This window comes from Rhodococcus sp. FH8 (genome assembly GCF_019266085.1).
GTDB lineage: Bacteria > Actinomycetota > Actinomycetes > Mycobacteriales > Mycobacteriaceae > Rhodococcus_F > Rhodococcus_F qingshengii.
Genome location: NZ_LPNQ01000057.1, coordinates 460407 through 474718, shown reverse-complemented (window position 1 = coordinate 474718; position 14312 = coordinate 460407). Strand labels below are relative to the sequence as shown.

14 protein-coding genes are annotated in these 14312 nt (G+C 63.0%); 5 read left to right on the top strand and 9 right to left on the bottom strand.

Annotation, left to right across the window (positions count from 1 at the left end; all coding sequences use genetic code 11):
• The 5 genes from ATN38_RS04895 to ATN38_RS04875 all read right to left on the bottom strand — a co-directional run bounded on the left by ATN38_RS04895 (position 1) and on the right by ATN38_RS04875 (position 4896).
• On the bottom strand, positions 1-999 hold the full coding sequence (locus tag ATN38_RS04895; RefSeq protein WP_003940366.1) for a helix-turn-helix domain-containing protein: 999 nt from the start codon (positions 997-999) through the stop codon (positions 1-3).
• 81 nt (positions 1000-1080) lie between these two features.
• A complete protein-coding gene (locus ATN38_RS04890; protein ID WP_058037859.1) occupies positions 1081-1947 on the bottom strand; it encodes an acyl-CoA thioesterase II in 867 nt (288 codons plus the stop codon).
• Positions 1944-2768 (bottom strand): DUF1295 domain-containing protein, encoded by an 825-nt coding sequence (locus tag ATN38_RS04885; protein WP_042451087.1) that lies wholly within the window; start codon positions 2766-2768, stop codon positions 1944-1946. Before ATN38_RS04885 ends, ATN38_RS04890 begins: the two co-directional genes overlap by 4 nt.
• Complete coding sequence (locus ATN38_RS04880; protein WP_218747667.1) at positions 2765-3688, bottom strand: SDR family NAD(P)-dependent oxidoreductase; 924 nt, start codon at positions 3686-3688, stop codon at positions 2765-2767. The genes ATN38_RS04885 and ATN38_RS04880 overlap by 4 nt, the downstream gene beginning before the upstream one ends.
• The gene (locus ATN38_RS04875) at positions 3685-4896 is read right to left on the bottom strand and encodes an acetyl-CoA C-acyltransferase (RefSeq protein ID WP_218747666.1); all 1212 of its coding nucleotides are present in this window, start codon (positions 4894-4896) and stop codon (positions 3685-3687) included. The genes ATN38_RS04880 and ATN38_RS04875 overlap by 4 nt, the downstream gene beginning before the upstream one ends.
• 123 nt (positions 4897-5019) lie before the next feature.
• Here ATN38_RS04875 and ATN38_RS04870 point away from each other — a divergent pair, with 123 nt between their 5' ends.
• Genes ATN38_RS04870 through ATN38_RS04860 form a run of 3 tightly spaced genes read left to right on the top strand, consistent with a single transcriptional unit; the run spans position 5020 to position 8546 of the window.
• Complete coding sequence (locus ATN38_RS04870; RefSeq protein ID WP_158170067.1) at positions 5020-6252, top strand: acetyl-CoA acetyltransferase; 1233 nt, start codon at positions 5020-5022, stop codon at positions 6250-6252.
• 48 nt (positions 6253-6300) lie between these two features.
• Positions 6301-7818, top strand: coding sequence for a carotenoid oxygenase family protein (locus ATN38_RS04865; RefSeq protein ID WP_030534915.1), 1518 nt, complete (start codon positions 6301-6303; stop codon positions 7816-7818).
• Positions 7815-8546 (top strand): hypothetical protein, encoded by a 732-nt coding sequence (locus ATN38_RS04860; protein ID WP_218747665.1) that lies wholly within the window; start codon positions 7815-7817, stop codon positions 8544-8546. Before ATN38_RS04865 ends, ATN38_RS04860 begins: the two co-directional genes overlap by 4 nt.
• 74 nt (positions 8547-8620) lie before the next feature.
• Here ATN38_RS04860 and ATN38_RS04855 read toward each other — a convergent pair whose 3' ends face one another.
• Genes ATN38_RS04855 through ATN38_RS04840 form a run of 4 tightly spaced genes read right to left on the bottom strand, consistent with a single transcriptional unit; the run spans position 8621 to position 12682 of the window.
• Entirely contained in the window at positions 8621-10279 is a 1659-nt protein-coding gene (locus tag ATN38_RS04855) for a long-chain-fatty-acid--CoA ligase (RefSeq protein WP_218747664.1), read from the bottom strand.
• Positions 10276-11331 carry a dihydrodipicolinate reductase gene (locus ATN38_RS04850; protein WP_073512710.1) on the bottom strand — a complete coding sequence of 352 codons (1056 nt, stop codon included), beginning with the start codon at positions 11329-11331 and terminating at the stop codon, positions 10276-10278. Before ATN38_RS04850 ends, ATN38_RS04855 begins: the two co-directional genes overlap by 4 nt.
• Positions 11328-12098, bottom strand: coding sequence for an SDR family oxidoreductase (locus ATN38_RS04845; protein WP_003940078.1), 771 nt, complete (start codon positions 12096-12098; stop codon positions 11328-11330). The genes ATN38_RS04850 and ATN38_RS04845 overlap by 4 nt, the downstream gene beginning before the upstream one ends.
• Positions 12095-12682 (bottom strand): nuclear transport factor 2 family protein, encoded by a 588-nt coding sequence (locus ATN38_RS04840; RefSeq protein ID WP_064111724.1) that lies wholly within the window; start codon positions 12680-12682, stop codon positions 12095-12097. Before ATN38_RS04840 ends, ATN38_RS04845 begins: the two co-directional genes overlap by 4 nt.
• Positions 12683-12796: 114 nt before the next feature.
• Between ATN38_RS04840 and ATN38_RS04835 the strand changes: the two genes are divergently transcribed.
• Positions 12797-13600, top strand: coding sequence for an ABC transporter ATP-binding protein (locus ATN38_RS04835; RefSeq protein WP_021345217.1), 804 nt, complete (start codon positions 12797-12799; stop codon positions 13598-13600).
• Positions 13597-14310, top strand: a complete 714-nt coding sequence (locus ATN38_RS04830) for an ABC transporter ATP-binding protein (RefSeq protein ID WP_003939931.1) — start codon at positions 13597-13599, stop codon at positions 14308-14310. The genes ATN38_RS04835 and ATN38_RS04830 overlap by 4 nt, the downstream gene beginning before the upstream one ends.
• The last annotated feature ends 2 nt before the right edge of the window (positions 14311-14312 follow it).

Here is a 14312-nt window from a genome sequence, read left to right as displayed (position 1 = left end):
TCAGGACCAACCGGACCCGGGTACGTGAACCGAGGTGGTGAGGTCGACGGCCTCGATGTCCGAAGACCTCAACTCTTCACCACACACACTGCAACCCAAGCGCGCTTCGAACCGTTTACCGCAGGCCTTGTGATGGAGAACGATGTCCGGGCCGTCCGCGGATCTGAACCAACGCTGACCCCAGGAGATCATGCACATCACCACGGGGAAATACGCCGTGCCCTTGGCGGTGAGTCGATACTCCGACCACTGTGGGCGATCCGGAAGCGGACGCGTTTCCATTACACCGATCTCGGTGAGGTGCTTCAAGCGATCCGCGACTATCGCCGGTGGTGCACCGGTGATCTCGGCGAACTCTCCGTAGCGGCGAGCGCCTCGGAAAGCTGCACCGATGATCGCCGCTGACCAGCGATTGCCGACAAGTTCCATCGTGTGAGCCAGAATCTCCGGACGGCGTTCGGACTTGGTGGAGCGTCGCCGCGATGTTGCTTCCGGGACACTGCGTGAGAAGTCCCCACTCGGACCCATTTGGGAGTCCAGGGATCGTACGTCCACGTCCTCGCCGCACTCCTTGCAGCGCAGGATCGGGGTGAAGTCGTTTCCGCAGGTGCTGTGCCGCAGTGGTGGAAGCGGCTGGGTTTCATTGGGCGCCCACTGCTTCTCCCACGACCACATGGTGATGAGGACGGGCCAGATCGACTGCCCTTTGCGGGTGACCGAGTATTCGTGCCTGGGCGGGTTCTGCTGATACTCACGACGCTCGAGCATTCCGCCGGCCGTCAGGACCGCCAACCGTGAGGACAATACGGAGTTGGAGATTCCCCCGAGGGCGAGCCAGTCGTTGTATCGCCGCGACCCCAACAGGGCGAATCGCAGAATCCAGAGGTTCCACTCGTCCCCCAACAACCCGAGCGTGACGGCCAGTGCGTTCGGACCGCCGGCAGGCAACTCGGTGACGCCCGCCGACGCGGTGGGTGTCGAAGATCCGGCTGCATTCACTCGTACCACCCCGAAATCATAGGCCGCGCACCCTGCGGCACCGCGAGACCGTACCGAATGGTCTGCAGAAAGAGTCGGGAATCACTCGGTGCGGGCAATGAGTAACGCTTCCTGAGTGATCTGGCAGATCTGGAGTCCGGATCGATCGAAGACCGCCGCATTCACTACTGCTCTGCCGGTGTGAGCTGTGGGGGTCGAGTGCTCGAAGAGCAGCCACTCGTCCGCCCGCACAGGGCGTTGAAACCACATCGTGTGATCGAGGGACACACCAGTCCAGTCCGTGTCGAGCGAGTGCTCCTGCCCGATGTCGTAGCCGTGCGGAGTCAGCGCGGTTGCCATCAGCATCAGATCACTGGCATAGGCGAGAGCAGCCACGTGAATCAGTGGATCGTCGCTCAGCCGCTGAGCCGAACGCATCCAGATGTTGCGCGGAGGCGCCGCCGAATGCGTCGTGGGGGACTGCGAATCGATGGGGGACACACGAATCTCGATGGCGGAGAACTCCTCCCACACCTCTCCCAACCCACCGTCTGCCTCGGCCAACTCCTGCAACGTCACGCACTCAGCGGGCGGGAGTGCGGCGGGTACTGCGCGACTGTGAGTGATGCCCTCGTCGATCGAGGAGGCAGAGACCGTCGAACGGCAGACGAGTCGTCCGTCCTGGTGGACGTCGACGCCTCTGGTGGACAGGCGTTTTCCGTCCCGAAGGCGATCTACCGAGAACTCGGTCGCGCGATTCGTCGACCCCGGGCGAAGGAAGTGGGTGTGGACGGAACTGATCGCTTTGCCGTCGGTAACCGTGTGCCCGGCTGCGAGAATCGACTGGGCTACCAGTTGGCCGCCGAACAGCTGAGGCAGCCGAACACCGTCGTTCGACCCTTGCCACCGGTCCGGGCCGGTCGATTCCAGATCGAAGACGTCGGCGAGACCACTCGTGGGGGCGCTCACGACGCGTGGTTTCGTGCCGGACGGGGTGGACGAGGTAAGAATCCGCTGGTCCGGGCGACGTAGTCGTCGTAGGCCTGCCCCTTGCTCTTGCGCATGCCGCGTTCGAGAAGGGCCTTACCGCTGTAGCTCACCAGCAGTTTGATCATGACGATCGGAGAGACGATCGTGATCAGCGCCAATGGATCACCAAGCGCGAGGATGAACAGTCCGACCCAGACGCATGCATCACCGAAGTAGTTGGGATGGCGGGTCCAGGCCCAGAGCCCACGGTCCATCACCTTCCCGGCATTGGCCGGATCAGCTTTGAAGCGGGAAAGTTGGTAGTCTCCAACCGATTCGAAGACGAAGCCGACGGTCCAGACCGCGATGCCGATCGCGCCGAGGACTCCGAGGGCGCGAAACTCGTACATCGCGAACTGGACGGGCAGCGACACCACGAGAATGAGAACGCCCTGGAGGCCGTAGATTTTGCGAATCAGGAACGGAACCAGCGGTCCCTGTTGATGTTTGAGCAGGGCAGTATAGCGCTTGTCCTGCCCGTGCCCACGGTTTCGGAAGCCGATGTACAGGCCGAGTCGCATTCCCCAGACCACGGTCAGAGCCAGCACGACGAGGCGACGCAGATCGTTGCCGTCCGACCCGATGGACGTCAGGTACGAGACGACGGCGACGACGGCGAAGCCAGGCCCCCAGCAGATGTCGATGATCGAGTGATTGTTCATCCGGATGGCGACGGCCATCACGACTGCGATGAAGACGAGGACGGCGAGTGCGCTCACACCGAAGTTCAGTGCAAGGTCGCCCAGTGGGATGTCGGTCATGCGCGCGCTTTCTGATTGTGGTGGTCGAGCAGTTCGGAAGCGAAGTCCGCGAAGGCTTCCTGTGCGCTCGGATAGGTGTGAGGAGCGCCGAGTCGGCTGGTCACGAGTAGCGCGTCGAGCGCTTTGGCATCGAGTTCTGTGGTGGTGGGCAAGAATTCGGTCGAGCCCTCGACGGCGTCGGCCGAACGCACCCCGTTGCCTGCCGTGACGATCACCTGCCCGTTGGTCGTGGACTCGGGATCGACGAGGGCGGTGACCACCGGGGCTACCAGGTCGGCCCCCATGATGTCGATGAATCGTGGATCCATTCCGGATTCGGTCATCTGCGTAGTGGCATAGGGCAGTACGACATTGGTGAACACATTGCGACTCGCACCTTCGCCGGCTGCGGTGCGTCCCAATGCGATGACGGCACCCTTGCTGGCGGCGTAGGCGGACACGGTGGGTTCTCCGTGCAGTCCTGCGGTCGAGGCAATCATCACGATGCGCCCGAATCCGGCTTCGCGCATCACTCGGGAGGCTTCGGCGGCGACCAGTGCGGTTCCGACGACGTTTGTCGTGATGACGGTGCTGAGGTTCTCGGCGGTGGTGCGATGAAGCATCTGCGGTGCGCTGACCGCGGCGCTGGTGATGCAGAAATCGAGTCGTCCGAACCGAGTGAGAGCGTCGTCCACCAACTTTCGGCCGACGTCGGGGTCGGTGACGTCGTCGTGGTTGGCGACGGCCTGTCCACCGGCTTCGAGGATTTCGTCGACAACCTGATCTGCGGGGCCTCGGCCGCTCGAATCGAGTGTGCGATTCCGATTGTTGACGATCACCGTGACCCCTCGGCTCGCGAGATGCAGTGCGACGGCACGGCCGAGGCCCTTACCCCCTCCCGTGACGACGGCAACGCGGCCGGAGAGTGAACTGACGGTCATGAGGCGATCCGTTCGACGAGCACCGCGACTCCGACACCGGCGGCGCCGCTGACCGCGGCCACACCGTAGCGACCGTCGCTCCGTACCAGTTCGTCGGCACATGCGCCGACGAGAATTGCTCCGGTGGCGCCGAATGCATGGCCCATCGCCATCGTGCCTCCGTTGGGGTTCATGCGGTCCGGCCCGGCGTCCAGGTCGCGGCGGAACCGTAGGCATAGCGCGGAGAAGGCCTCTGCGAACTCGAACACGTCGATGTCCTGTGGACGAAGCCCGGCTCGCGCGATGACTGCCTCCACGGCGCTCTGACCCGCAGTGAGCATGAGGACCGGATTCACCGAAGTCGAGGCGGATCCGATGATCCGTGCGCGAGGGGTCAGGCCGGCTCTCGCCGCGGCTTTCTCGGATCCGAGGAGTAGGAGCGCTGCGCCGTCGGCCATGGCGGGAGAGGATCCGACGGTGTGCAGGTGTTCGATCTTTCCTACCTCGGGATAGGCAGCGAGCGCGAGTGCATCCTGACCGGCGGCGCCGAGCCCTTCGAAGGCGGCAGGCAGCGCTGCGAGTCCCTCTGCCGTCGTGTCGGCCCTGACCAGTTCGTCGTGCGCGATTCCGGCTTCACCATTTCTGCCGGGAACTGGCACAACGGACCGCTCGAATGCGCCGTTGCGCCAGGCCTCGGCAGCCTTGTGTTGGGTTTCGACGCCGTAGGCATCCAACTCGTCGCGGGAGTACCCCTCGATCGTGGCATTCAAGTCGGCGGCAACACCCATATGGATGGAACCGATCTGCGCGATGGTTGCCGGGTCGGTCCACAGCGGTCCGCGATCACTGAACATCGGAGTCCGGGAGACGCTTTCGACGCCACCGGCCACGACGAGGGACACGTCGTCGCCGCGAATGCGGGCCGCGCTCTGGCCGACTGCGTCGACGCCGGATGCGCAGAATCGGTTGAGGGTTGCGCCGGGGACGGAGTCGCCCCAACCGGCAAGGAGTGCGGCAGTTCTAGCGATGTTCGCGCCCTGCTCGTCCACTTGCGATGCGCAACCGAGAACGACGTCGTCGATCTGTTCTGCGGCGAGGTTCGTTCGACCCTGCAAAGCCTTGGCCAGGTGGACGACAAGATCGACTGGGCTGTGTTCGTGGAGGGCACCTCGCGTCGATGCTCGGCCGCGCGGTGTGCGCACGTAGTCGAGGACAAAAGCATCAGTCATTTTCAACCCTTCAATTAGTAGAGTTACTCTGCTAGTTGTAGTACGGTTGCGGTGAAATTACAACCGCCGTTGCGCGGGTATCTCGGTGACGTCACCGAGGCCGGATCGGCAAGGGGAGAGGTCATGACTGTTTCGAACATTTGGATTCTCGGCGGGTACCAATCCGACTTCGCACGGAACTTCACCCGTGAGGAACTCGATTTCGCGAACCTTGCCGAAGAGGTGGTGAACCACACCCTGGACGCGGCGAAGGTTCCTGCCACCGACATCGAGGTGATCCACGTCGGTAATGCCTTCGGTCAATTGTTTGCCGGCCAAGGTCAGCTGGGCGCGATGCCCGCCACCGTGCATCCAGACCTGTGGGGTGTGCCCTCGTCTCGGCACGAGGCGGCGTGCGCATCGGGCAGTATCGCTGTACTTGCAGCGATGGCAGACCTGCGCGCCGGCAACTACGACGTGGCTCTGGTGATGGGTATCGAACTGGAGAAGACGGTTCCGGGTGATGACGCGGCCGGCCATCTGGGCGCTGCAGCCTGGGTCGGACACGAAGGTCAGGAAGCAAAATTCATGTGGCCGTACATGTTCGACCGTGTGTCGAAGGAGTACGGGCGGCGTTACGGGATCGACGAATCTCACCTTCGCGCGATCTCGCAGATCAACTTCGCAAACGCGAAGAACAACCCCAACGCGCAGACACGCGGTTGGGCGGTGCCCGATCTACTCGGGAATGCAGGCGGCGACGACGCCACCAATCCTGTTGTGGAAGGTGGTGTTCGACGATTCGATTGCAGTCAGGTGACCGACGGTGGCGCCGGGGTTGTGCTGGTGACGGACAAGTACCTCCGAGAGCATCCTGATGCCGCGGCGACTCCGCTGGCCCAGATCGCGGGCTGGGGTCACCGGACAGTTGGTTTAGGTCTCGAGCAGAAGCTGGCCCGCGACGCCGATAATCCCTACGTGATGCCACACGTTCGGGATGCGGTGATGGGTGCCTTCTCCCGGGCCGGAGTCGACCTGGCCGGGATAGACGGGATCGAAACACATGATTGTTTCACGGCGAGTGAGTATCTCGCGATCGACCACATCGGTCTGACCGCGCCCGGCGAGTCGTGGAAAGCCATCGAGAGTGGTGACATCGCCATGGGCGGCAAGCTACCGATCAACCCCAGCGGCGGTCTGATCGGCGGTGGTCATCCGGTGGGTGCCAGTGGTGTTCGAATGCTTCTCGACGCGGCCCATCAGGTGACGGGAACGGCCGGCGGTTTCCAAGTCGAGGGTGCGAGCCGCTTTGCGACGCTCAACTTCGGTGGAAGTACGGCCACCACCGTCAGTTTTGTCGTCGACGCAGTTTCCTGAAAGTGCAGCCCAACCCAGCCTTTCCCAATCAGTCGAAAAGAGAATTCCATGGACGTCGAAATCGTAGGCAAGTTGTTGTCCACCCTTCCCGCCGATGACGATCACCCGTATCGCACCGGCCCGTGGCAACCCCAGACCACCGAGTTCAAAGCGGACAACCTCGAAGTCGTATTCGGTGAGGTTCCGAAAGACCTCGACGGTGTCTACCTGCGTAACACCGAGAATCCGCTCCATCCCTCGATGAAGGCGTATCACCCCTTCGACGGTGACGGCATGATTCACATCGTGGGCTTTCGCGACGGAGAGTCGTTCTACCGCAACCGATTCGTACGTACCGACGGCTTGGCGGCCGAGCAGGATGCCGGCGCTGCGTTGTGGGCCGGGCTTGCCGAGTCTCCCAAACTCAGTCGCCCCGAGGGCGGCAAGGGTGCGCGCACCCGGATGAAGGACGCGTCCAGCACCGACGTCGTCGTTCACCGGGGGACTGCTCTCACCAGCTTCTACCAGTGCGGAGATCTGTATCGTCTCGATCCGATGTCGGCGGAGACACTCGGCAAGGAAAGCTGGAACGGCAAGTTCCCCTTCGAATGGGGTGTGTCCGCGCATCCGAAGGTGGACGACAAGACCGGAGAAATGCTGTTCTTCAACTACAGCAAGGAAGCGCCGTACATGCACTACGGCGTCGTGGACTCGGCCAACGAGTTGGTCCACTACGTCGACGTCCCACTTCCCGGTCCGCGCTTGCCGCACGACATGGCCTTCACGGAGAACTACGCGATCCTCAACGACTGCCCCTTGTTCTGGGATCCGGTTCTGCTGGAGAAGGGCGCGCACGTCGCGAATTTCCATCCCGATATCCCGCTGCGTCTCGGAGTCATCCCACGCCGCGGAAATACCTCTGACATCAAGTGGTTCGAAGCCGATCCGACCTATGTCCTGCACTTCGTGAACGCCTACGAAGAGGGCGACGAGATTGTTCTGGACGGTTTCTACCAGGGCGATCCGGAACCGTCGGACAACGGTATGGGCAATCAGTGGGAGCGCGCCTTCCGTTTCCTCGCTCTCGATCGTATGCAGACCCGGCTTCACCGCTGGCGTTTGAACCTGGTCACCGGAGCCACGCGTGAGGAGCAACTCAGTGACTCGATCACCGAATTCGGCATGATGAACGGCAATTTCGCGGGCGAGAAGTACCGATACGCCTATGCGGCTTCGGGTAAACCGTCGTGGTTCCTGTTCGACGGCTTGGTCAAACACGACCTGCTGACGGGCAACGAGGAACGATTCTCCTTCGGTGACGGTGTGTACGGCAGCGAGACTTCGATGGCGCCGCGCGTGGGTGGTACCGCCGAAGACGACGGCTATCTCATCACGTTGACCACTGACATGAACGAGGATGCGTCCTTCTGCTTGATCTTCGACGCTGCCCGCGTCGGAGACGGACCGTTGTGTAAACTTCGCCTTCCCGAACGAATTTCGAGTGGTACGCACTCGACGTGGGCTCCGGGCGCCGAGCTCCGACGCTGGCAGAGTGCCGACACCGCCGCCGAAGCGGTCGGACTGTGACGGGCACGCACGACGCGGGCACGTGGGAGATCCTGCGACAGGTGGTGATCGGTGCACGAGACGTGGACAAGACCGGTCACCAATTGCGCGAAGCATTGAATCTGGCACCAGGATTCGCGGATCCACTGCTCGAAGGCATCGGTTTGGCCGACGAGACCTTGGCCGTCGGGCCGCAGGCATTTCTCGAGATCGTCGCGCCGCTCGACGAGACGGTCTCGCTGGCGAGATGGATCCGCAAGGGCGGAGGGGAGGGCGGCTATGCACTCTCGATCCAGGTTTCGAACATCGAGCCCTATCTGGAACGTGCAGCTGCGGCCGATGTTCGGACGGTGGCCGATCTCGAGGCCTACGGTCACCGGATCGTCCAACTTCATCCCGGTGATCTCGGACTGCTCGTGGAACTCGACGAGATTCCCGACGCCGACGAGTGGTTCTGGGATGAGACGGAGAAGGAAGTTTCCCTCGATCCCTGGGTCGACGACATCCTCGGCGTCGACGTGTCCTCGCCCGATCCGGCCAGGACGGCGACGCTGTGGGCCGAAGTGTTCGGAAAGGAACCGGTCTCGGCGCAACCACTCTCGATCAGGCTGGGATCACGCGTCGTGTCGTTCGTTCCGGGGGAGCGATCGATGCTCACTGCAATCGATCTGGCGGCGTCGAGCGGCGCGTCTGCCGTCGAGCCGGGGCTGATCGTCGGCGGCGTGGAGTTCCGGATTCACCCACGCTGAGCGTGCTTCACATCGAACGACAGAAATCGGGGCCGATCGCTCGAAGCGACCGGCCCCGAATTCGTGTCATGGACTCAAGCGAAGTCCTGTCGCAAACGAGTCTTGAGCAGCTTCCCGCTAGCGTTGCGTGGCAGCTCCTCGATGAACCGAACCGCACTGGGGCACTTGAAGTGAGCCAGTCGCTCGCGTGACCACTCGATGATCTCCGCTTCGGTTGCATCCGAATCAGCAGCTCGAACGACCACGGCAAGGGGAGTCTCACCCCACCGATCGGAGTGAACGCCGACTACCGCCACCTCGCGGATGCCGGGGTGCCCGGAGAGAACACTCTCCACCTCGGCCGGATAGACGTTCTCACCGCCGGAGACGATCATGTCCTTGAGGCGGTCGTGGAGGTAGAGATAGCCGTCCTCGTCGAACGATCCGCCGTCTCCGGTGCGAAGCCAGTCGCCGTCCAACATGGTGGCCGCAGTGGCTGCTTCGTTACGCCAGTAACGCTTCATGACGTGAGGGCCGCCGATGACGACCTCGCCGCGGGTACCGACCGGGACGTCTTCGAGCGTCACGGGATCGACTATGCGGATGGGCACTCCGAACATCGGCTGCCCGACGGACTTCAACCGATGCGCGGTCGACTCGTCGGTCGCCCGATGATCTTCCGGGGTCAGCATGGTGACGCCGCCGGTCGACTCGGTGAGTCCGTATGCCTGCAGGAAACTACACCCGAAGACCTCGGTCGCGTCTTGCAACAGGGGCAGTGGCATCGGCGCGGCTCCGTAGACCAGGAACTGCAGGGCACTCCAATCTGCCTCGCGCACAGCCGGAAGGGAGGTCAGGACGCTGATCACCGCGGGAACGGCGACCGCATGCGTGACTTTGTACTCCTGCATCAGCGCGACGAGTTCGAGAGGTCCGGCGATGGTCTCGAGCAGTAGAGCGCCACCGCCGAGCGTCGTGACCAGGGCGAGACCCAGTCCGGCCACATGGAAGAACGGAACCGGGCACATAGCCACGGAGTCGGTGTCGAGATCGAGCAGGTGATACATGGTGGCGAGGGCACGGCCGAGGTTGGCGCCGGTGAGTTCGATTCCCTTCGGGTGACCGGTGGTTCCCGACGAGTAGAAGATCAGCGCTGTGTCGTCGGGGCGGCGCGACGACCCCGGATCGTCGTCGCCGACACCGGAAAGCCAGTCGTTCCACGAGATCGAGTTTCCGGAACCGTCCACCGTGACGACGGTCCGGACGCTACCGACCGCCGCGGCGACGTCGGAGAGGCCCTCATCGCCTGCTCCGAGTACGACGACGGTCGGCTCGCTGTTGCTCAGGATGTAGTCGACCTCGCCCGGTGCCAGCCGATTGTTGACGGCCGTCAGGATCGAGCCCATCTTCGAAGATCCGTACAGGACGGAGAGGAAAGACGGTGCATTGGCCCCGATGTACGCCACCCGGTCGCCGGGTCGAACACCATCGCGCAGAAGTGCATTCGCGACACGATTTGTTTCGATGTCGAGTTCGCGGAAACTGGTACGCCCGTCATCGGAGATGACGGCGGTGCTCTCCGGACTGGCAATCGCCCGGCTGCGTAGCAAGTCTTCCAGATTCTGCACGGGGCGACCGTCGGGCAGGAGCGCGTTCACGGAAGGTTCACGGACGGCAGGTTCACGGACGGCAGGTTCACGGGTGGCAGGTTCACGGGTGGCAGTCGAACCTACGTCCGTCGGCTGAGTTGTCATGCTGAATGCTCCAATCTGAAGGGGGCAAAGACAGGGGGTTCGAAAATGCCGGCGGGAGCAGCGAGTACATGCTCGACGGCGCGTAGTGCCGGGCCTGCAGTGATGAACTGACCGGCTGTCGTGCGACTGTTCGGATCTTGTGGTTCGACCAGGTTGACGGTCATCACGATCTCGGGTTTGCCGAAGAGGTGGACTTCCCATTGGTCCCGTCCCGCGTATTCGTCGCGATCAGGTTCCATGGTCCAGATGATGGCGAGGGTGAGGAACTGCTTTCCGTCGACCATTGCGTGCCAGCGCCATTCGGTGGTTCCGACGGTTCCCGCGGCGATGCGTCCGGCGGCGACGTCGAGATCCGTACGTGCCGGAACGACCCTGTGATCGGACACGACCTCGTCGTAGGTGACGCCCAGGCGCTCGCACATGAACGCGATGGTCTCGAGGTACAGCGACGCGTACAGCGAGGGCAACGGCCCGGTGCCGTCCAGGTCCTTCGGGGGCGAACCCATTCCCATCACGGTGAACGCGAAGTCGGGGTCAGGCATGCCGCGAGCGTCGAGCACCTCGTCGATCGTAATTCGGTCGAGTTCGATCGATGTTCCCGTCAGCGCCAACGCCAATCGCTCGCCGATGACACCTGGGCTCACGCCGACCCCGTAGAGCGTCGAATCGCCTTCCTTGCATGCTTGGGCGAACATGTGCTCGCGTTCGGTGCCGTGTGCGCGGGGGAAATGCTGCCCGGCCGTCGTGATCACGTTGATCCCGGCGCGAAGCAGACGGCACAGATCGTCGTCGTGGCGTTCGTACGGAATCTGCAACCGTGGACTGTGGATGAGAACCTGTGGGCGCGAGCGGATGATCTCGTCCACGTCGCGTGTAGCGATCACCCCCGTCGGTGCTCGTCTGGCGATGTCACCGGCGTCTCGACCCGCCTTGGCGTCGCTGTACACGTAGAGGCCGACCAACTCGAGGTCGGGACGATCGATGATTCCGCGTAGCGCCGTCTTGCCGATGGCGCCGGTCGCCCACTGGGCAACACGAATCGGATCGCTCATGATCGGGTGGTCAGTTCGCCGGCGAAGAGGAGCTTGCCCAGTCCGCGTTCGTACCGAATCGGATCGCGGGCCAGGCGCGCACGCGCGTCGATTGCCATGAAATCGGTGTCGCACGTCCACTCGCCGCGTTGCATGGCGGCGAGCCCGGTTGCCGCGATGTCGAGAGGGTTTTCCTTGTGGCCCTGCACATGTGACGCCATGCGGGTGTCGACGCTGCCGACGATCAACGACGTGACGGTGATGCCGTGCGGTTCGAGTTCGGCGCGAGCGATGCCGCCGAGCGACAGAGCAGCCGCCTTGGCCGGTGAATAGCCACCCATGAAGGCGGTCGGAGCGATTGCGGCCACCGACAGGACGTTGACTATCGATCCTCCGCCGCGGGCGGCGAGTACCGGCGCGAAGGCGCGGATCATCGTCAGAGGCCCGAAGTAGTTGACCTCCATCTCGGCTCGCGCAGCCGCTTGGTCGTCGGCCTCGATCAACCGATTCCCGGTGAACAGTCCGGCATTGTTGACGACCACTGTGGTGTCACCGCACGCCCGGGCCGCTGCATCGACGAGTCCTGGATCGGTCACGTCGAGTTCGACGATGTGTGCTCCGGTGGATCGCAGCTCGGCGGGCGCCTCGTCGGGATTTCTCACCCCTGCATAAATTTTGGCGGCACCCATCGACTTCGCCTGTTGGACGAAGGCCAAGCCGAGCCCTCGATTGGCGCCGGTGACGAGGACAGTCGCGCCCTCTATCGGCGTTCCGCGAAACCTTGTCATGAGTGCTCCTGTGTCTGCCGGGTGTAGATGAGGTCGTCGGGAAATTTCTTGCTCTTCTTCAAAGACGTTTCAGGCGCGAGCATCCCGAAGATCCAGCCTTCGGCTGTGGCCATGTCGTGGTTCCAGTCCCACCGCAGGGCGCGGTGGCGGATTCCCCACCTGCCGTCCTCGTAGCCGAAGCGGTCGATCAGGCGCGCCGAGGTGAGTGTGTCGGCTATGCCGTCCGAGTGCTTGATTCGCGCGAAGGCAAGCACGTAGGACTCGACGTGTGCTGTGTCCCCGTCGAGTTCGACCAAGACGTTGGTCATTGCGTGGGTGGTCAGTGACCGTGGGTGGGTGATGGCCCCGGCGATGTGGTCGATGTAGTCGTCGGCGGTGCCGGTGAAGACACCCCCGTGGTCTTCGGTTGCGCCGGGTAGATAACACCGCCTGGCGTCCTCGACGTCGCCGCGATCGGCGGCTCGGAGGAAACGAGCCAGAACCTCGTAGATTTCCTGCTTGGCGACGAGAGCGTCGACCCGGCTGTAGTCCCTGACGTCTGGGCCCCCGCCGCTGTCGACTGCGTGAATGTTGTTGGACCTCACGATGATGTCCCTTCTCGGCTCCGGATCGGGGGCCGCACGTTGACGGAGTGCCTCTGTTTACTGTAGTAATCTCTATCACACTGTTAATTGAAGTGTCACGAGGAGGTGAAACCAATGCTTGGAAACACACCACCCGCACAACCTGCGAATGACCCGGTCGTACTCACGCTCTCCGATGTATCGATCGAATTCGGCGGAGTCACGGCTCTCGACGACGTCGGCTTCGACGTCCACGCCGGCCAGATCTGCGGACTCATCGGGCCGAACGGCGCTGGTAAGACCACGCTGTTCAACTGCATCACAAGGATTTACGAACCGAGTCGCGGTGTCATCACCTGGCAAGGAACCGACCTCTTGGGATTGCGGCCCTATGCATTGGCATCTGCAGGGATCGCTCGGACCTTCCAGAATCTCGCACTGTTCAGCGGCATGAGCGTCTTCGACAACACCATGGTCGGCGGATCGTCTCGGGGCCGCTTCGGACTGGCGAGCGGGGTTCTCGGCTGGCCTCCAGCGCGCGCCCGAGTCCGAGAACTGCGAGAGAAGGCCTGGTACCTGCTCGAACGCCTCGAACTCGTCGACGTCGCGAACGCGCCGGCAGCAGGCCTTCCGTTCGGAACACTCAAGCGCGTCGAACTGGCACGAGCATTGATGTCCGAGCCTTCGCTGCTTCTGCTCGACGAGCCCGCCGGCGGGCTCACACACAGCGAAGTCAAGGAGCTGGGAGAACTGATCGTCTCGCTCCGCGACGACTTCGGCTTCGGAGCGCTTCTGGTCGAACACCACATGGGATTGGTGCTGGGTATCTCCGATCACGTTGTCGCACTGAACTTCGGCCACAAGATCGCTGAAGGTACTCCGGCGGAGATCCAGCAGAACGACGCCGTGATCAATGCCTATCTGGGGCGAGCGGCATGAGCCTGCTGAGCGTCGATGATCTGCATGCCGGTTACGGGCGAGGCAATGTACTGCACGGGGTTTCGCTCGACGTGGAACCCGGCGGGGTCGCTGTTGTTCTCGGCGCGAACGGTGCCGGCAAGACCACCATGATGCGTGCGCTTGCCGGATTGATTCCGCACCAGGGAACGATCACCTTCAACGGTTCGCCGCTCGGATCCAAACCTGAACGCGCCGTGGCCGCCGGCGTCAGCCTTGTCCCACAGGGCCGTGGAACTCTCGGTCAACTGTCGGTACGTGACAACCTGCTCGTCGGCGCTGCGCTTCGCAACGACAAGGCGGAGATCGAGGCCGACATCGAGCGGTGGTGTGAGACATTTCCGGTGCTCGCGAGGAGGTCCACACAGTTGGCAGGTTCGCTGTCAGGCGGTGAACAGCAGATGCTCGCGGTCGCGCGGGCATTGATGAGCCGTCCCACCCTGCTTTTGTGCGACGAACCGAGCCTGGGTCTGGCGCCCATCGTCATCGCCGAATTGTTCGACACGCTCGGTGCGATCAACCGGAGCGACGGAACTGCACTGCTGATCGTGGAACAGAATGCCGATCTCGCGATGAAACTCGCGTCGAAGGTCTTCCTGCTCGACGTAGGCACCATCGTCGCTGCCGGCACGCCCGAGGAATTTCGTTCGGACGACGTCGTGCGCAGCGCCTATCTCGGGTACCAGGAGTAAAC